Source organism: Nonomuraea polychroma, assembly GCF_004011505.1.
Classification (GTDB): domain Bacteria; phylum Actinomycetota; class Actinomycetes; order Streptosporangiales; family Streptosporangiaceae; genus Nonomuraea; species Nonomuraea polychroma.
Genome location: NZ_SAUN01000001.1, coordinates 4,938,849 through 4,956,855 on the forward strand (window position 1 = coordinate 4,938,849; position 18,007 = coordinate 4,956,855).

The 18,007-nt window shown below is 68.7% G+C and carries 19 protein-coding genes; 8 read left to right on the plus strand and 11 right to left on the minus strand.

The window, feature by feature from the left end; all coding sequences use genetic code 11:
- Positions 1-353: 353 nt before the first annotated feature.
- Both EDD27_RS22585 and dnaK read left to right on the plus strand, forming a co-directional pair.
- Positions 354-875, plus strand: a complete 522-nt coding sequence (locus EDD27_RS22585; RefSeq protein WP_206641606.1) for a J domain-containing protein — start codon at positions 354-356, stop codon at positions 873-875.
- A gap of 60 nt (positions 876-935) precedes the next feature.
- Positions 936-2,807 carry a molecular chaperone DnaK gene (gene dnaK, locus EDD27_RS22590; RefSeq protein ID WP_127934139.1) on the plus strand — a complete coding sequence of 624 codons (1,872 nt, stop codon included), beginning with the start codon at positions 936-938 and terminating at the stop codon, positions 2,805-2,807.
- Between the two features lie 623 nt (positions 2,808-3,430).
- Here dnaK and EDD27_RS22595 read toward each other — a convergent pair.
- The 3 genes from EDD27_RS22595 to istA all read right to left on the minus strand — a co-directional run bounded on the left by EDD27_RS22595 (position 3,431) and on the right by istA (position 6,842).
- Positions 3,431-4,267: an SMP-30/gluconolactonase/LRE family protein gene (locus EDD27_RS22595; RefSeq protein ID WP_206641607.1), complete on the minus strand. Its 837-nt coding sequence runs from the start codon at positions 4,265-4,267 to the stop codon at positions 3,431-3,433.
- A gap of 260 nt (positions 4,268-4,527) precedes the next feature.
- A complete protein-coding gene (gene istB, locus EDD27_RS22600) occupies positions 4,528-5,301 on the minus strand; it encodes an IS21-like element helper ATPase IstB (protein WP_127934030.1) in 774 nt (257 codons plus the stop codon).
- A 65-nt stretch (positions 5,302-5,366) separates the two neighbouring features.
- Positions 5,367-6,842, minus strand: coding sequence for an IS21 family transposase (gene istA, locus EDD27_RS22605; RefSeq protein WP_127934029.1), 1,476 nt, complete (start codon positions 6,840-6,842; stop codon positions 5,367-5,369).
- A gap of 455 nt (positions 6,843-7,297) precedes the next feature.
- Between istA and EDD27_RS22610 the strand changes: the two genes are divergently transcribed.
- Positions 7,298-7,534, plus strand: coding sequence for a hypothetical protein (locus EDD27_RS22610; RefSeq protein ID WP_127934140.1), 237 nt, complete (start codon positions 7,298-7,300; stop codon positions 7,532-7,534).
- Between the two features lie 663 nt (positions 7,535-8,197).
- On the opposite strand, the gene EDD27_RS22615 is transcribed toward EDD27_RS22610, so the two are convergent.
- From EDD27_RS22615 to EDD27_RS22650, 8 genes are all read right to left on the minus strand, one after another.
- A complete protein-coding gene (locus EDD27_RS22615) occupies positions 8,198-8,470 on the minus strand; it encodes a hypothetical protein (protein WP_127934141.1) in 273 nt (90 codons plus the stop codon).
- A 33-nt stretch (positions 8,471-8,503) separates the two neighbouring features.
- Positions 8,504-8,908 carry a beta-galactosidase gene (locus EDD27_RS58860; protein ID WP_206642188.1) on the minus strand — a complete coding sequence of 135 codons (405 nt, stop codon included), beginning with the start codon at positions 8,906-8,908 and terminating at the stop codon, positions 8,504-8,506.
- A 157-nt stretch (positions 8,909-9,065) separates the two neighbouring features.
- Positions 9,066-9,836 (minus strand): enoyl-CoA hydratase/isomerase family protein, encoded by a 771-nt coding sequence (locus tag EDD27_RS22625; RefSeq protein ID WP_127934142.1) that lies wholly within the window; start codon positions 9,834-9,836, stop codon positions 9,066-9,068.
- Complete coding sequence (locus EDD27_RS22630) at positions 9,742-11,304, minus strand: tripartite tricarboxylate transporter permease (protein WP_127934143.1); 1,563 nt, start codon at positions 11,302-11,304, stop codon at positions 9,742-9,744. Before EDD27_RS22630 ends, EDD27_RS22625 begins: the two co-directional genes overlap by 95 nt.
- Positions 11,301-11,777: a tripartite tricarboxylate transporter TctB family protein gene (locus EDD27_RS22635; protein WP_127934144.1), complete on the minus strand. Its 477-nt coding sequence runs from the start codon at positions 11,775-11,777 to the stop codon at positions 11,301-11,303. Before EDD27_RS22635 ends, EDD27_RS22630 begins: the two co-directional genes overlap by 4 nt.
- Complete coding sequence (locus EDD27_RS22640) at positions 11,777-12,724, minus strand: tripartite tricarboxylate transporter substrate binding protein (RefSeq protein WP_127934145.1); 948 nt, start codon at positions 12,722-12,724, stop codon at positions 11,777-11,779. Before EDD27_RS22640 ends, EDD27_RS22635 begins: the two co-directional genes overlap by 1 nt.
- Positions 12,721-13,107: a thioesterase family protein gene (locus EDD27_RS22645; RefSeq protein ID WP_127934146.1), complete on the minus strand. Its 387-nt coding sequence runs from the start codon at positions 13,105-13,107 to the stop codon at positions 12,721-12,723. The genes EDD27_RS22640 and EDD27_RS22645 overlap by 4 nt, the downstream gene beginning before the upstream one ends.
- On the minus strand, positions 13,104-14,240 hold the full coding sequence (locus EDD27_RS22650; RefSeq protein WP_127934147.1) for a CaiB/BaiF CoA transferase family protein: 1,137 nt from the start codon (positions 14,238-14,240) through the stop codon (positions 13,104-13,106). Before EDD27_RS22650 ends, EDD27_RS22645 begins: the two co-directional genes overlap by 4 nt.
- 101 nt (positions 14,241-14,341) lie before the next feature.
- Here EDD27_RS22650 and EDD27_RS22655 point away from each other — a divergent pair, with 101 nt between their 5' ends.
- Genes EDD27_RS22655 through EDD27_RS22675 form a run of 5 tightly spaced genes read left to right on the plus strand, consistent with a single transcriptional unit; the run spans position 14,342 to position 17,877 of the window.
- The gene (locus EDD27_RS22655) at positions 14,342-15,070 is read left to right on the plus strand and encodes a GntR family transcriptional regulator (protein WP_127934148.1); all 729 of its coding nucleotides are present in this window, start codon (positions 14,342-14,344) and stop codon (positions 15,068-15,070) included.
- Entirely contained in the window at positions 15,067-15,462 is a 396-nt protein-coding gene (locus EDD27_RS22660; RefSeq protein WP_164903755.1) for an FAS1-like dehydratase domain-containing protein, read from the plus strand. The genes EDD27_RS22655 and EDD27_RS22660 overlap by 4 nt, the downstream gene beginning before the upstream one ends.
- Positions 15,459-15,827 carry a MaoC/PaaZ C-terminal domain-containing protein gene (locus EDD27_RS22665; protein WP_127934150.1) on the plus strand — a complete coding sequence of 123 codons (369 nt, stop codon included), beginning with the start codon at positions 15,459-15,461 and terminating at the stop codon, positions 15,825-15,827. The genes EDD27_RS22660 and EDD27_RS22665 overlap by 4 nt, the downstream gene beginning before the upstream one ends.
- A complete protein-coding gene (locus EDD27_RS22670; protein ID WP_206641608.1) occupies positions 15,824-16,711 on the plus strand; it encodes a U32 family peptidase in 888 nt (295 codons plus the stop codon). The genes EDD27_RS22665 and EDD27_RS22670 overlap by 4 nt, the downstream gene beginning before the upstream one ends.
- On the plus strand, positions 16,708-17,877 hold the full coding sequence (locus EDD27_RS22675) for a homoserine dehydrogenase (RefSeq protein WP_127934151.1): 1,170 nt from the start codon (positions 16,708-16,710) through the stop codon (positions 17,875-17,877). The genes EDD27_RS22670 and EDD27_RS22675 overlap by 4 nt, the downstream gene beginning before the upstream one ends.
- The last annotated feature ends 130 nt before the right edge of the window (positions 17,878-18,007 follow it).

Consider the following 18,007-nt stretch of genomic DNA (forward strand, 5'->3'; position numbering starts at 1 on the left):
CAGCTCGCGCTTTCGATCTCGTGACGGCTGCGGCGGACCCCGCCCCGCCCAGCACCTCGGCCGCGGAGCCCTCGGCGGGACATCCCGGTGTATCGCCCGCATGGCCCATCCCAGTTCCAGATCTAGGACAACCACGCGGCGATATGGGTCGATTCTTTATCGATACAACGTAAATTCCTGGCATTGGGGGTTTTGACTTGTGACACCGAGCCCCGGGAACCTTGGTTATGGGCATAATTCGGTCATCGTGGCATATCTTGCCGTGGCTGCACGATAAAATCCCTCTCGAGGTTTCGTTTCATACCTGCAGGTCGGGACTGCATGCCGACGGTTTGACGCAGGAGGTGAACGCGGTGCCCACACCGTATGACGCCACGTGGCCCCGCCGGGACCATTACATGGTGCTCGGGGTCGAACCCTCGGCATCCACAGCGCAGATCACCTCGGCCTACCGCCGCCTGGTGCGTGTGCTGCACCCGGATGCCCGTCCCGCTGGGCCGGCGGCGCGGGATCGGTTCGCCGAGGTGGTCGACGCTTACGCCGTCCTGCGCGACCCCGCCCGGCGCGCGGCCTACGACGCTGAGTTCGGACGCGCTGCTCCAGACGCTGTCAGCGGCCGGCCCGTCCCCGTCAAGGTCACCCGCACGCCAAGCCCGGACACCGGCGTGCCGTCGGCAGCCGGCCGTCGACGGACTCTCGCCGACGTGCTCGGCCTCGGTATGACAATTGATCCATTCCCTGACGTGGGGCCGCGGGCGCATGTGCTCCTGCGGGTGGGCCCGTCCCGGCTTTCGCCGAGCCGCCGGGACAGGCATGACATGCCCCTCCTCGGCTACGACACTCCCTGGGGCACGGCGCACGTCTGGTTGCTGTGAGGCCGAGCCCGGCCGCAGCGGTCCCGCCTCCTTGTCAGGGGGTGAGGAAGGAGGCCTGCGATGACACGACCCGTCGGCATCGACCTGGGAACGACCAACTCGGTCGTCTGCGTGCTGGAAGGCGGTGAGCCGACCGTCGTCACCAACACCGAGGGATCGCGGACGACTCCTTCGGTCGTCGCGTTCGCCAAGACCGGTGAGGTGCTGGTCGGCGAGATCGCCAAGCGGCAGGCGATCACCAACGTGGAGCGCACCGCCCGATCCGTGAAACGCCACATGGGCGATCCGCATTGGCGCTTTCCCGAGACAGACAGCATTGACGGCAAGCGCTACACCGCACAGGAGATCTCCGCCCGGGTGCTGCAGAAGCTGAAGCGCGACGCCGAGGCCTACCTCGGCGAGAGCGTCGCAGACGCCGTCATCACCGTGCCGGCGTACTTCGACGACACGCAAAGAACCGCCACCAAGGAGGCAGGCGAGATCGCCGGCCTGAAGGTGCTGCGGATCATCAACGAGCCGACGGCCGCCGCCCTGGCCTACGGCCTCGACAAGGAGAACGACCAGACCATCCTGGTTTTCGACCTGGGCGGCGGAACGTTCGATGTGTCGCTGCTGTCCATCGGCGAGGGCGTGGTCGAGGTGAAGGCCACCGCCGGTGACACTCACCTAGGCGGCGACGACTGGGACCAGCGCATCGCCGATCACCTGGTCACGCAGTTCAAGAACGGCTACGGGGTGGACCTGTCCAAGGACAAGATGGCGATGCAACGGCTGCGGGAAGCCGCCGAGCGAGCCAAGATCGAGCTGTCCACGGTGACGGAGACCGCGGTCAACCTGCCCTACATCACCGCCTCCGCCGAGGGCGCGCTGCACCTCGACGAGAAGCTCAACCGGGGGCAGTTCCAGCGGCTCACCCAGGACCTGCTGGACCGCTGCAAGGGGCCCTTCCACCAGGCGGTCAAGGATGCCAGGCTCCAGGTGTCCGACATCGACCAGGTCATTCTCGTCGGCGGCGCCACCCGCATGCCGGCCGTGGTCGACCTGGTACGGGAGCTGACCGGCGGCAAGGAGCCGCACAAGGGCGTCAACCCCGATGAAGTCGTCGCGGTAGGCGCCGCGCTGCAGGCCGGGGTGCTCAAGGGGGAGGTCAAGGACGTCCTGCTGCTGGACGTTACCCCGCTGTCGCTGGGCATCGAGACCAAGGGCGGCATCATGACCCGGCTCATCGAGCGCAACACCACGATCCCGACCAGGCGATCGGAGGTTTTCACCACGGCCGAGGACAACCAGCCGTCCGTGGCCATCCAGGTCTACCAGGGCGAACGCGAGATCGCCGCGTACAACAAGAAACTCGGCATGTTCGAGCTGACCGGTCTGCCACCCGCGCCGCGCGGGGTCCCGCAGATCGAGGTCGCCTTCGACATCGACGCCAACGGCATCATGAACGTCTCCGCGAAGGATCTCGGCACCGGCAAGGAACAGTCGATCGCGATCACCGGCGGCTCGGCGCTGCCGAAGGACGACATCGACCGGATGGTGCGCGAGGCCGAGCAGCACGCCGAAGAGGACCGCCGCAGGCGCGAGGCCGCCGAGACCCGCAACAACGCCGAGTCGCTCGTCTACTCCACGGAAACGGTGCTGCGCGACAATCCGGAGAAGGTGCCGACGGATGTGAGAGCCGAAGTGGAGGCCGCGCTCGCCGAGCTGAAGGAGAAGCTGAAGGGCGAGGACGTCGGCGCCATCAGGCAGGCCGGTGAGAAGCTGTCGGCCGCTGCCCAGAAGGTGGGTCAGGCGATCTACGCGCAGGCACAGGGCCCTGCCGCAGGCGCCGGCCCGGGCGCTGATGCCCGGCAGGGAGGCGGCGAACAGGAACAGGACGTCGTGGACGCCGAGATCGTGGACGAGGACAAACAGCAGAAGGGCGGCCGATGAGCCGCTGCTGCGGTTTCCGCCGCACCGACCGGCCATGCGCAGGCCTGCCGCTCCCCGCTCAGGCCGGTCCGGCCGGACACACCATGCACCGACCCCGAACCGTGATGTGCCCGCGTCACCACCAGGAGCCGTGCAGGGCCGCAACCCTGCACGGCTGCGGCCGCGGCCGCGAACAGCGCGACCGAAGGCAGAACCGGCCGAATGCACCGCGGGCCCGCAGCGGGTCACCGCACGCCACGAGGCGTTTCCTTCTCATATTCCAGCCTCTGCAAGCCTCTTCCGCCAACCTCAACCCCCTCTCATAGGCACGTGCGCAGCTTGGAGGATTCGTTGACTGTCGTCGGAGCTGCTTATGTGCACGGTCTTATCGGCGGAGTCGACCATGATCCGATGCCCGAACGGAGAGCCTCGTTCGAGTAAACCCACGCCGGGCAAAGGACCTTGACGAGTAGGGAAGACATCCGCTCTGCTCGGCGGTGAACGGCCGGATCGGCGCGAGGGGCGAATCTGGACTCAGGCCAGTGAACCCCTCGATACGTCCAGACATCGTTCGCATCTTCGGGGTCGACAGACGGCCGGAGGCGTCGGAGCCACATGGCCGGCCATCAACCATATGGGCGAGGTCAGGGCTTCCCGGCGCCCGGCGCAGGCGCCGGGAACGCCACGACGAGCCCGCTGGGCTGCGCGGGCTCCGGTCCGCCCCAGTTCTGGCCCACGACGTACAAGTGCGGATCCTCCCCCCGGCTGAGCGTACAGGCGAAGGCACCCCGGTCCAGATCCACCGTGTCCATCACCTCACCTCCCTCCCGCACGCGCACACAGTGCTGGTTACCCACGTCGGCGTACCAGATCGCGCCCTCGGCATCCAGGCAGATCCCGTCCGGGTGATCGCCTGGAGTCTCCGCCCAGACCCGGCGGTTGCTCAGGCCGCCGTCCAGCCCGATGTCGTAGGCCGTGAGCCGGTTGGCGTACGACTCGGCAACAACCAACGTCCTGCCGTCCGGTACGATCGCCATCCCGTTCGGGAACGCGAGGTCGTCGGCGACCTGACGGACGTGGCCGTCCGGCGTGACGAGGACGACCAGGCCGGGCGCGAACTCGCCGCCGGGGAAGTCAAAACCGATCGTGTTGACGTAGGCGTTGCCCCGGTCGTCGACCACGATGTCGTTCCACGGCTTCTTCGAGATCTCGGCAAGGTGCGCATGGGTGACCAGCGACCCATCGGACTCACGGCGCAGAAGCCGTCGCTGTGCGGAGTCCACCACCAGTAGCCGCCCGTCGGGTAGGAAGTCGATGCACATCGGGAACGACGGAACGGTCGCCACCACCTCGTGGCTGCCATCGGTGCCGAGCGCGATCACCCGGTTCGCGCCCCAATCGGAAAACCACACTCGTCCGTCGTGCCAGCGCGGTGACTCGCCGAACACGACTCCCTCCATCAGCACTTCAGATGCGGTCACGTCGTGTCTCCTCTCGTCGGTGGTAACAAGGACCGGACCGGCCTGCAAAACTCATCGCGATCCCGGCGCCAAGCGCCGCGACCGCTTCTGGCCGCGGCACCCCACGCCTGCGCCACAGGTACCTACCTGCGCTCTCTGCCAGATCTCTGCCGTCCCAGCTGTCAACGGTCATGAAGATCCCCAGGTAGGTGGACTTGGGTTCTCTCGGCTGGTGGCCACCAGAAATCCATGCTGATGGCCGGGGTGGTCCTGATGGGTGGTCAGGTCAACGGGGTGACGCCCTTGCCCGCCAGAGCCTCGGCGAGTCGGTGGGAATCGCCCTTGGTCAGGACCAGGTGGGCGTGGTGGAGGAGCCGGTCGACCGAGGCGGTGGCCAGGGTCTTGGGCATGATGGTGTCGAACCCGCTCGGGTGGATGTTGCTGGTGATCGCGATCGAGCGGCGTTCGTAGGCGGCATCGATGATCCGGTAGAACGCCTCGGCGGCGTCGGTTCCGGCCGGGAGCAGGCCGATGTCGTCGATGACGATGAGGTCGGCGCGGCAGATGCGGGCGACGGTGCGCGCGATGGAGCCGTCGACTTTGGCCTTGCCGATCGTGGTGGTGAGGGTTTCCAGGGTGAACCAGGCCACGCGTAGGTCCTTCTCGATGGCCGCGTGGGCCAGGCCCTCGGTGAAGTGCGATTTGCCGGTGCCCGACGGGCCGGCGATCACGAGGTTTTCGGCCCGGCCGATCCATTCCAGCGTGGCCAGGGCGTTCTGGGTGGGTTCGGGGATGGAGGACTCCTCCGGTCGCCAGGACGCGAGGGTCTTGCCGGTGGGGAAGTTGGCCGAGGTGCGGCGCAGCCGCCGGGTGGCCGCGTCGCGGCCGGTGACCTCCTCGTGGATGAGAATCCGCAGGACTTCGGCGGGGTCCCAGCGTTGCGCGCGGGCGGTGGCCAGCACGTCGGGGGCGGCTTTGCGCAGGTAGGGCAGGCGCATCCGGCGTAGCAGCCGGTCCAGTTCGTCGGGCAGAGCCGGTGGGGTGGGCGAGGTCATGGGGTGGGGTTCTCCTCATCGTGGGCGCCCGCCCGGCCGCGCAGGCCGGGCGGGTGGTGGGGTGGTCACTGGCCCAGGGCCTGCCAGGAGGCGGTGCCGGGCTGAGCCGAATGCGTCTCATCGGCGCGCACGAGTTCGCCAACGGCCCGGTGGTCGCTCAGATGGTCGACGATGGCGGGCAGGTCGTCGTCGGCGAAGCGGCCGGCGATCGCGGCCAGGCCGAGTGCCTCATCGACACGCTCAGCGCCGAGCACCGCGGCCAGTTCGACGGCGCGTGCCATCTTGGCGCGGATGCGCACGGCTCCGGCTGGTCCGGCCTCGGTCAGCCACCGCTTGGCGCCCGGCCCGATGCCCAGGAACGCGACCTCCGCCTCGCTGCGCGGCCGCGGTTTCGGCTGGTGGACACTGCGCCCATTGGGATGGTGCGGGTAGTGCTGGGTGAGGATCTGCGGGTTACCCGGGACAGACACTCGATGGCGGGCGATCTCGGCCAGCTCCCCGCCGACGGCCCGGGCGGTGATGACGAGTTCCTCGCCGACCACACGCACCCAGACCTTGGTGTCGATGTGTCCGGGTGGGGTGGAGTAGCGCACCGAGGCGAAGCTGATGGTCTGGTCGTCATAGACGATCCGCTGCTCGCCCAGCGCCAGCGCGAACGGCTCGGCCGGCAGCACGTGCAACGCCTGCTGCTCGATCAACAGCTGCTCGGCGGGGACCTGGCCGCTGCCGCGATGCCGGCGGGCGTTGATCTTCTCGCACCAGGTCCGGCATTGTTCGGCCAGCTCGGCGAAACTGCCGTACTCGCTGCGGAGGTTGGCCTCGGTGGGTACCAGATCCGCCTTGGCCAGGCGGACGGTGGCCTCCACCCCGCCCTTGGATTCAGGATCGTAAGGCACGCAGGTCTCCACCGTGCAGCCGTAATACCGGCCCGCGGCGACGATCTGCGGATGCCGCACCGCGATCCCGGCGACGTGGTCGCTGGTCACCGTCTTGGCGTTGTCGGTGAGGACGTAGGTGGGGGCGCCGCCGATCCGCCGCAGCGTCGAATCAAGGCACGACACCAACGTGCCGAGCGTGCAGTCCCAGACCGGGATCACTACCCGAAACTTCGACCAGGCCAGCCAAGCGCACCACAGCCAGGTGCGTCTCCCGCCGACCCGCGGGCCTTCGCCCCAGTCGAACTGCAGCCACATGCCCGGCTCGGGGATCCACGGCCGGTAGGTGCGCCGCCGCCCGGCCCGCCACGCAGCCTTGGCGGCGTTGACCGCCCGCCGGGTGGAGCGGGGGCTGCCCCGATATCCCATCGCGACCAGCTTGTCGTGGGCGACATCAGCGCGGATCTTCGCCTTCGACGCCTCCACCCATTCTTCGATCTTCTCCAGGAACGGGTCGATCAGCTTCGGCCGGGCCGCCCGCTCATACGGGTTGAGGCCCAGCTGGCGCAGTTCGACGTAGCGTTTGACGGTCTTGGGGTCCGCGCCGGACAGTTGCGCGGCGGAGTGGACGGTCTTGGTCAGGTCGTACGCCTCAAAGATCTTCATGATCTCTCTGTCAGACTTTGTCACGGGACCTCTTCGGTCGGCTTGCGAAATGCGGCAAACATCAGCAAACCGGACTGGAGAGGTCTCCAAGGGGACAGGCGAAGATCAGGACACCCGAGGCCATCCACCGGGAATTCTCGTGGCCATCAGCCGGGACTCAACTGGCCGCCCACCAGGAGTCTTCCATGGCCGTCGGCACCAGCGTTAGTCCGGACGTTGCACGATCGTTCGCAAGGTACGTCCGGCCGTCTCAAGGTTCGCGCGGACTGGACACCGACCCGCTGATGCCGCTGCTGGTCTTCGACCGCGCTGCTGATACCTAGCTCCCCGGAGGCAGCAGCGACCTCTCGCGGGCCTGGCATACAGAGCAGCTGCCGGGAAAGGGCAATCAGCAGACCGGCCGGACAATCGGCTGGCGAGGTCATCCAGACCCGTCAAGACACAAGGGGGAAGCGATGGAGCCGACACGACAGGAGACCGGAGGGGTCACCGGGACCCAGGACAAGGACTACAACCTGATCTGGTTCGTTGAGCAGTGCTTGAGCAACGCGTTGAGGCTGGAGAACTACATCGCCGATGCCGAACGCGCCGGCGATGGGGAACTGGCCGATTTCTTCCGCCGCGCTCAAGCGGAAAGCCGCAAGGGAGCCGAGCAGGGCAAGGAGTTCCTACGCCGACGCCTGGCTGGGTGAGGCCACGGAATGTCCCTGGTGCTGGAGCTCGTCAGACGCGCTCGCGGCCTGGCTTTTCCGCGTGATAGGTCGGACGAGCAGCTGCAGGACGGCCGGGTCCCGGGCCAATGGCGGTTGCCCGGGGATGTACTGATCGCCGGTACCGCTGCGGCGTTGGGCCGGCCGGCCTTTCCGGGGCCGGCCCGCGTGTTCGCAGGCACTCAGGATAAGGATGACCGCGTCATCCACGGCAACGTGACGGCGTGAAAGAGCCCGCATCCGCCGAGGATGACGGGGTCGTGGTGCGCGGGTTTGGCGGCTTGATCTGCGTCCAGTAGCTGCGGCGGTGCCGGCCGGCGCTTGAGGGAGTTCGGCTGGAGATCCTTTGTGCATGCTGCCCAGCAGCCCGGTGGCCGCCCGATCGAGCTCGCCGCGCACCCGCACCACGGCGCACAGGTCTGCGTCCCACCGGCGGGCACCGCTCTCCCACGCGCAGGAAGACGTTACGCAAGGTTCGTCCCATCAAGGGGCGACGTGGTGGGCGGCTCCCTCACAGGTCCCTGGCCGTGGAGATACGATCCGTTGTCGTGTCAGGGCTCGGTTATCGGGTTTAGGGCGGCGGGTCGGAGCTGCGCTGGTTCCCCGCCTACTGCGAACGCGATCAGGTGGGCCGACTGCAGCGGCTCACCTGCCGCGGTCCAGTTCCTCCGCCGCCTCCCGCAACCGTTCCATGGCCGCCAGCACGGCGGCGTCCGAAATCTCCAGGCCAGAGCGGTCATACACGTCGATCACGGCCAGAGCCGCGTTCTCAAGGTGGTCCACATTGGCGTCCCCAGCCAGGAGGTTCGTCAAGTGGCGGACAGATTCGTTCAGTGGTTCGAGCTCGGGCGGATTGTGGCGCATCGCCTGCACCAGCCGCGCGGCGGCGGCCCGAAACTCGATCTCGACGTCGGGCATCACACCTGCTGTCCCTTGCTGACGATGTCTTTTTTACCCGTCCAGGCCGGCCACCGGCCGGCAGGCCCCACAGCTACAGTACGGTGATGGCGAGCGCTCGACCGCGGTAGAAGCTCCCTCTTCCCTCGATGACGTACGGGGCCATGGCTTCACGTCGCCGCCCCTGTGACCAGGCCAAACTCGTACACCACTCCCGTGGACGTGACCTAGTCCAGGCTTGAAACGCCGCAGAGTGACATAGCTCGGCATCGCCTGGCACGCTGATCCATGGGCTTCAAGTTCGTGGACCGGCGGAAGGTAATAGCGTTCCACGACCTTGCGAATGATCCGCTCGCCGGTGATCTCCGGGTACTGCCGGGCCGGCCACGGCGGCACCGCGTAGGCCGGCGTGCCCAGGATGACCGAGATGTCGCGCTCATGGGCGCCGTCCAGGGCCAGTTACAGTCAGTCCAGCTCGAAGCGCGCGTTCTCCGGCTCCCAGGTCGACCACACCGACTCGCCCACCCGGATCAACGAGAAATGCCAAGGGAGAGTTTCTGGAATGTGTCCGGGCAGCGCCGCAGCGGAGACGCGACGGCGCTGCCCCGCCGATGCGTCAGCGGCCCTCCCACGTAGGACGCTGCTTGGCCAGGAAGGCGGCGACGGCGTTGTGGAAGTCGGCGCTGCCGAACACCGTCGTGACCAGGTCGTCGCCGTCGGGCAGTGCCGCCTTGCGGAGGCGGCGTACGGCCTCCTTGGCCGCCCACATCGACAGCGGCGCGTGACGCAGCAGCCGTTCCACCACCTCGGCCGCCACCGCGTCGAGCCGGTCGGCGGCGCACACCTCGGCCACGAACCCGGCGGAGCAGGCGTCGTCGCCGGACAGCAGCCGGGCCCGCAGCAGCAGGTCGAGGGTGCGGGCCGGACCGAGGTGATGGACCAGCAGCGAGTAGGTGTTCATCGACAGGCAGTTGCCCAGCGTCCGCGCGATCGGCACCCCGAACCGCGCGTCGTGCGTGGCGACGCGCAGGTCGCAGGCGGCCGCGAGGGCCAGCCCGCCGCCCACGCAGTAGCCGCGCACGATCGCCACGGTCGGCACGCGGACCCGTTCCAGCCGGTCGACGATCCGCTCGATCTTCGCCTCGTAGGCGACCCCGTCGGCGCCGGTCTCGAAGGAGGAGAACTGGCCGATGTCGGTGCCCGCGACGAACGCGTCCTCGCCGGCACCGCGCAATGTCATCACCCGGATGTCGTCGGAGGCGTCGGCCCGCTCGCACGCGTCGTACAGCCCGTCATACATCGCCCACGTCATCGCGTTGCGCTGGGCGGGCCGGTTGAAGATCACCTCCAGCACCTGGCCCTCCTGCCGGGTGATCAGCTCGCTCATGGGCTCTCCTTCTCTTCAGCACTGCCGGTACGGCGAGCAGCGCGACCGCGCCCACCAGGATGACCAGCGACAGCGGCCGCTGGAGAATGAACGTGAGGTCCCCGTCGCCCATGGCGGAGGTCTGCACCAGCGCCTTCTCGAACAGCGGCCCGATGACCAGGCCGAGCACCAGCGGCGCCATCGGCAGGTCGAGCCGCTTGAGCAGGTAGCCGACGACGCCGAAGACGAACACCAGCCACACGCTGAACAGGTTGTTGTCGATGGAGTAGGCGCCGACGAAGCTGGTCAGCAGAATCAGCGGATACATGTACCCGTAGGGGATGCGCAGCAGCTGCGCGAACAGCGGCGCCAGCGGCAGGTTCAGCACCAGCAGCAGCACGTTGCCGATGAAGAACGAGGCGAGCAGCCCCCACACCAGGTCCGGCTGCTCCTCGAACAGCAGCGGTCCCGGCTGGATGCCGTAAATGGTGAACGCGCCGAGCAGCACCGCCGTGGTTCCGCCGCCGGGGATGCCGAGCGCCAGCGTGGGCACGAAGTTGGCGTTGGCGGCGGCGTTGTTGGCGCTCTCGGGCGCGGCGACGCCCTCGATGGCGCCTTTGCCGAACTCGTCCTTGTGCGTGGAGACGCGCTTCTCGATGCCGTAGGCCATGAAGGAGGCCAGCGTGGATCCGGCGCCCGGCAGGCAGCCGAGCAGGAACCCGATCACGCTGCCGCGCGCGATCGCGCCGCGCGACCTGGCCAGCTCCGCCCGGGTGATCATCAGGTCCCGGAAGCGGGCCCGCAGCGGGGCGGCGGCTCCCTGCCTGATCTGGTACAGCACCTCGCCGACCGCGAACAGCCCGATCATCACCTGCACGAACGGGATGCCCGACAGCAGATCGACCTGCCCGAAGGTGAAACGGCCCACGCCCGACCCGGCGTCGGCGCCCACGCAGGCCAGCAGGATCCCGGCGGTGGCCATGGACAGGCCCTTCAGCTTGGACTCGCCGGAGAAGCTGATGATCGTGGCCAGCCCGAGGATCATGACGGCGAGGTTCTCCGGCGGACCGAAGTTCACCGCGAACCGGGCGAACGGCGGGGCGAGCGCGCACAGGAGCAGCAGCGAGAAAATGGCGGCGACGAACGAGCCGATCGCGGCGATGGACAGCGCCGCTCCCGCCCGGCCCTTCCTGGCCATCTGGTAGCCGTCGAACGTGGTGACCACGCTGGCCGCCTCGCCCGGTGTGGAGATCAGCACCGACGTGATCGTCCCGCCGTACTGCGAGCCGTAATAGATGCCCGCCAGCATGATCAGCGCGGAAACGGGTTCGAAGGTGAGCGTGAGCGGCAGCAGCACGGCCACGCCGGTCGTCGAGCCGAGCCCGGGCAGCAAGCCGATGATCGTGCCGAGCAGCACGCCGACCAGGCACCACAGCAGGTTCCCCGGGGTCAGCGCGGTCTGGAAGCCGAGCAGCAGATTGTCGATCATGACGTCTCGAGAACTCCCATCGGCAGCGGCACCTCGAGGAACAGCACGAAGACCAGGTAGATCACCGCCACCGACAGGGCCGTCACGGCCAGCGAGGCCGGGACCGGCCGCCGTTCGATGACCGTGGAGATGACGAGCACCAGCAGTCCGAGGGAGAGGAGGAACCCGGCGATCGGCACCAGCAGCAGCGCGGCGAGCGTCAGCCCGTAGACCCACCACAGCATCCGCGCCCGCTGCCTGCTCGTACGCCCGTGGATGTCGAGCTCATCGGCGGCCGGCTCGGGTTCCGGGCGGCGTTGCCGTACTTCTTGGAAGAGCAGGACGACGTTGAGCACCGCCAGCAGCGCTCCGGCCGCCATGGGCAGGAAACCCGGCCCGACCTGGCCGTGCTCGAGCAGGACGCGATAGCCGAAGGAGCCGGCGAAGAACGCCACGCCGAGGCAGGCCAGCACGGCGTAGGCGATCGCCTTCATCACTTCACCGCGGAGATCTGCGTGCTGAGCCGGTCGAGGACGGCGGTGAACTGATCGCCTTCGGCCTGCACGGGCTGCAGGTAGTTCTCCTTGACGTACGTGTCGTACTCGGGGCTCTTGACCAGCTTGCGCGCGGCCTCGATCCAGTACGTCCTGGCCGCCTCCGGAATCCCGCCCGGCGCCAGGATGCCGCGGAAGTTCGCGTAGGCGACGTCGATGCCCTGTTCCTTGGCGGTCGCGATGTCCTTGAGCTCCGGATAGTCGTACCGCTTCTCCGTGGTGGCGCACAGCGCGCGCAGCTCGCCCGACTTGAGCTGCCCGAGCACCTCGCCCGGGTTGAGCAGCGCCGCCTGGATCTGCCCGCCGAGCAGCGCCGTCGTCAGCTCACCGCCTGACTCGGTGGGGATGCGCTGGAACTGCACCCCCGCCTTCTGCTCGATCATCTTGAAGGTGAAGTTGTCGATGCCGAACGCGGCCGCCACCCCGACGGGCACGCGTCCCTTCTTCGCCCCCTCCACCAAGTCGGCGCAGCTCTTGTACGGCGAAGCCTTCGGCACCACCATCAGCGAGCCGTCCTCGGCGACCTTCATGATCGGCGTGAAGTTCTTGTAGGAGAAGTCGACGTTGCCCGAGGCCGGCAAGGTGAGCAGCGCGCTCTCGGTGGCCAGCAGGACGTTGCCGTCGCCCTTCTTGGACAGCAGGTGGGAGTAGCCGACGGCGCCCGAGCCGCCCTCGCGGTTCTCCACCGTGATGTTGACCTTGGGCGTGGTCTTCTCGATGCCCGCGGCCATGGCCCTGCCGGCGATGTCGCTGCCACCGCCGGCGCCGAACGGCACGATCATGTTGACGTTGCCACGCGGCTTCCAGGCGCTTCCGTCCGCACCGGTCGCGCTCTGGCATCCGGCCAGAGCCAGCACCAGGAATCCCGCGAAAAGCCTGGCCTTCATGCGGCGGCCCCCTTGCTCGCCAGCCTGGCCTCGAATTTCGCGACGTCGATGACGAACCGCTCGTGGGTGCCCGCGCCGATCCGCTCGACGTCGTCCTCGACCACGATGGTGAAGGCGACGCGGCGCCGGTCCACCTCGGTCACGGTCGCCGTGGCGCGCACCCGCTGCCCCTTGAGTGTGGGGGCGCTGTGCACGACGTCGACCTTGCTGCCGACGCTGCTCTGCCCCTCCTCCAGGTGCGGGGCGATCGCCTCGATCGCGGCGTCCTCCAGCAGGTGCACCATGTTCGGGGTGGAGAAGATGTCGTGGTGGCCGCGGCGCGTGCAGTGGCGTTCCTCGACGACCCACTCCACGGTCGCCGACATTCCTGGCTTGACGGTCATTGCAGTTCCTCCAATACGGCGGCTGTGTCGGCGCCGAGCACGGGCCCTGCCGTGTCGCGCCTGGTGGGGGTGGCCGACAGACGCATCGGCGAGCCGAGCTGGCGGACCGGGCCGATCACCGGATGGTCGGCGTCCCAGAAGAAGCCGCGCTGGGTGAGGTGGTCGTCGGTGAACACCTGGGCGTAGTCGGCGATCGGCGCGCACGGCACGCCCTCCGCTTCCAGCGCGGACACGACCCGCGCGGTCGGCATCGTGGTGGTGACGGCCTCGATGGCGGGGATGAGCTCGTGGCGCAGCCCGTGCCGTTCGTGGGCGTCGGTGTAGCGCGGATCGTCCATCAGGCGGTCGAGGCCGAGTGCCCGGCAGAAGCCCGTCCAGGTCTTGGGCGAGATCGCCCCGACCGTGCACCAGCCGTCCGCGGTGCGGATGGCCTGGTAGGGCGCGGTGCTCTGGTGGGCGGAGCCGAGCGGCTTGCCAACCTCGCCGGTGGCGAAGTACCGGCCGGCCTCCCAGATCGCGAAGGAGACGCCGGCCTCGTACAGCGAGACGTCGACGTGCTGGCCCTCGCCCGTGCGCTCGCGCGCCTGCACCGCCGACACCGCGGCCAGCGCGGCATACAGCCCGCAGACCAGGTCGCACACCGGGACGCCGATCTTGACGGGGTCGCCGTCCTCGGTGCCGGTGATGCTCATCAGCCCACCTCTGGCCTGGGCCATGATGTCCAGCCCGGGCAGCCCGGCGAGCGGGCCGTCCTGCCCCCAGCCGGAGATCGACACGTAGATCAGCCGCGGGTTGATCGCGCGGAGGTCGTCGTAGCCGAGCCCGAGCTTGCGCAGCGCGCCCGGCCTGAGGTTCTCGATGAGGATGTCGGCCTTGGCGGCCAGCCGGACCAGGGACTCCTTGCCCTGCTGGGACTTCAGGTCCAGCGCGACCGACTTCTTGTTGCGGTTGAGCCGGACGAAGGGCGAACTCTCCCCGCCGATGAACGGGCCCGTCGCGCGGACGGGATCACCTCCGTCCGGGTTTTCGATCTTCAGAACGTCGGCGCCGAGGTCGGCGAGCTGCATGGCCGCGAAGGGGGCCGCCATGTAGGCGCCGATCTCGATGACGGTGATTCCGGACAGAGGGGGCATTCGTACCTCTCGTGTTTCCGGTACGTTACGAAATGAATGGTCTATTGTCTACAGAAGACAATCGCTGTAGACAAGACCTAGCCCGAACTTCTCGAGGAGCCATGTCGCAACGCATCGAGCATCCCGCCAGCCTGGTCCAGCTCGCCACCAAAGTCCTGGTGCGGATGATGAGCTCGGGCGAGCTGAAGCCCGGAGACCGGGTGATCGAGAACCGGCTGACCCAGGAGCTCGGCATCAGCAGGCCGCCGCTGCGTGAGGCGCTGCGGGTGCTCGAACAGCAAGGCATGATCACGCAGATCCCGCGCAAGGGCGCGATCGTCACCAACCTGACCCTGCACGACGTCTACGAGATCTACACCCTGCGCAGGGAGCTCGAGCGGATGGCGGTCGAGCTGGGCGTCCCCGCGCGGGATCCGGCCAGGCTGGAGCGGGTCAGGCAGGCGCTCGCGCGCCTGGAGCAGGTGGCGCGGGCGGGCGACGCGGTCGGGGTGATCGAGGCCGGTTACGAGTTCCACGCCGCCGTGATCGGCCTGTCGGGACATCGGCGCCTGGAGGACGCCTACCGGTCGCTGCACCTGCAGCTCGTGCTGTGCATGGCGATGAACAGGCGGGTCCGCGAGCCCAAGGAGGACCTGCTCGGCGACGCCGCCAGGCATCGCAGGCTGTTCGAAGTGATCGAGACGGGTGACCGGCAGGCCGTCCTCCAGGAGATCGTCTCGCACGGAGATCGGGCGTTCCTGCAGGACATCGAGCACGTCGTGGGCGGCCACACCCCCGAGTCCCTGGAGTGGCTGCACCGCATCAGAACCGAGGAGGGTCTCGGCCAGTGAGCATCGACCGGCTCCGCGAGAGCATCGGCTGGACGCACCGGGAACGCGAGGACATCGTGGAGCGCCGCCACCTACGCGCGTTCCTGCACGCCATCGGCGAGCCGGAGGAGGGGGCGGTGCCACTGACGTTCACCGCCTGCTTCCTCGACGAACCGCCGCCGCTGCCCGCCGCCCAGGACTACGGCAAGGGCTGGCTGAACGGCGGCGACCGGTTCGAGTACCACGCGCCGCTGCGGCTGGGCGACGTGGTCCGCTCCCGGCTCCGGCTCGACGACGTGGTGGAAAAGGGGGGCAGGACGGGCACGATGGCGATCCTCACGTTCGTCACCGAGTTCCGCCGCCCCGACGGCGAACTGGTGGTCAGGCACGTGGGAACGAGGATCAGGCGATGACGGCGGAGCTCGTCGTCACCCCGGACCTGCGCCGGCTCGTCGAGTACGCGGGCGCCTCGGGCGACTTCTACGAGATGCACTACGACCTCGACTTCGCCCGCGACCTGGGACATCCGGACCTGGCCGTGCACGGGCTGCTCAAGGCCGCCTTCCTGGGCCGGTTGGTGACCGCCTGGCTGGGCGATCGGGGCAGGCTCGTCAGCTTCGAGGTGAGCTATCGCGGCATGGACTTTCGCGATCGGCCCTTCACCTGCCGCCTGACGGTCGCGGAGCAGCAGGGCGACCGGCTCGTCCTCGACCTGGACGGCGGCGGCACGACGCTCGGCCGCGCAGAAGTGATCATGAACAGAGAAGAGGACACATGACCCGCGACGAACTCGCCGAGCTCATGGCCGGCCTCGGGCATCGGCTGCCCGACCCCGTGGCCGCCTCCGGAGCCGCCTTCGCCGACGGCTCTCCGTACAAGATCGAGATTCCCAGCGTGGAGGGTCCTGCCGTGCTGGCGGCCGTGCTGGAGGAGGCCGACCGGCTGGATGTGCGGATCCATCGCACCTCGCAGGGCAGCGGGGTGTTCATGCTGACCGACGACGAGATCCGGCAGATGGTCAAGCTGGGCGCCGAGCGCAGCATCGAGGTCAACCTGTTCCTCGGCCCCCGGGCGGCCTGGGACATCGGCGGGCAGGCCAAGGCGACGCACGCGGTGGGCGCCGCCGCCCGCGGCAACGAGATGGTCGCCGCCTGCGTCAACGACGCGCTGCGCGCCTGCGACCTGGGCGTCCGGAGTCTGCTGGTCGGCGACGTCGGCGTGCTGTCGGTGCTGGGCAGGCTCAAGGCCGAGGGGCGGCTGCCCGCCGACCTCGTACTCAAGACCTCGGTCCTGATGCCGGTGACCAACGGGCCGACCGCCGCCGTGTTCGCCTCGCTCGGCGCCTCCACCCTCAACGTGGCCACCGACCTGACCGTGCAGCAGCTCGGCGAGATCAGGGCGGCCACCGGCCTGCCGATCGACCTCTACCTCGAGGTGCCCGACGACCAGGGCGGGTTCGTGCGCATGTACGAGGCGGCCCAGATCGTCAGGGCCGCCGCACCCGTCTACCTGAAGATGGGCGTACGCAACGCGCCCAACATCTACCCGGTCGGGGCGCACCTCGAGGCCACCGCCATCAGCCTGGGCAGGGAGCGCGTACGGCGGGCGGCGCTCGCGGTACGCCTGCTGACCGAGCTCGACCCGGGCCTCGCACGCGCATGAACTACGAACTCATCTACCGCGGGCTGGGGGATCGGCGGATCAGGATCGCCGTGACCGGCGCCGCCGGAGCCTACGCGCGTTCCCTGCTCGCCCAGTGCCGCCTGCTGCCGAACATCGACGTGGCGGCGCTGGTGGACCTCGATCCCTCGGCTGTCGAAGCGGGCGGCGCGCCGGTGAGCGACGACTACACCACGCTCGACGACCTGGCGCTCGACGTCGTGGTCGAGGCCACCGGCTCGCCCGAGGTGAGCCTGGACATCGCCGAGCGGGCGTTACGGCGCGGGGTGCACGTCGTGATGGTCTCGAAGGAGACCGACGCCGTCGCGGGTCCCTGGCTCGCGCGGCTCGCGGAGGAGCACGACGCCGTGTACACGGTCGCCGACGGCGACCAGCCGGGTAACCTCATCGGGCTCTACACCTGGGCGCGGACGCTCGGGCTCGAGGTGGTGGCGGCGGGCAAGTCCAGCGAGTACGACGTGGTGGTCGACGCGTTCGACGACAGGGGAACGATCGACGCTCCTTGGAGCCCGTCCGCCGACTGCTGCGAGATGAACGTCGTGGCCAACGTGACAGGGCTGCTGCCGACGCCCGGCGGGCTGGTGGCGCCGCTGTGCCGGGCGACGGAGCTGGCCGATGTGTTCGTCCCGGCCGCCGACGGCGGCATTCTGGCCGGGCCGGGCGAGCTGGGCGTGTTCCGATGCCTGCGCAGGCCGGACGAGGCGAGCTTCGCCGGCGGCGTCTTCGTGATCGCCCGATGCGCCGACCGGGAGGTGTGGCAGCTGCTCAAAGCCAAGGGGCACGTCGTGTCCCGGTCCGGCGACTACGCCGCGATTTACCTCCCTTATCACCTCATGGGGATCGAAACGCCGTTCACCCTGTTCTCCGCTGTGCTGCACGGACGCGCCGCCCGGCGGCCCGAGCCGCACGCTCTCATGATCACGCGAACCGAGCGGGACTTCCGCGCCGGTGAACTGCTGGCCATGGGCGGGCACCACCACGAGATCGACGGGGTGACGACGCAGCTGGTCGCCGCCGTGCCCAAGCTCGCTCCCTACTACCTGGCGGCGAACAAACGCCTGCTGGCCGACGTGCCCGCGGGGACCGACATCACGCTGGACATGCTCGACCTGACCGGCTCGCGACTCGCCGCCGCATGGGCGTCATAAGCCGCTGCCCCGTCGCGTCGCCGACGACGTGGACGCGAAGGTCGTCTCCGTAGAACTTTGCGCACACCATCGACAAACCGAAACCGATTCGATTATGGTCACGCCAGCACCTCCCCACCGCCCCTGGAGT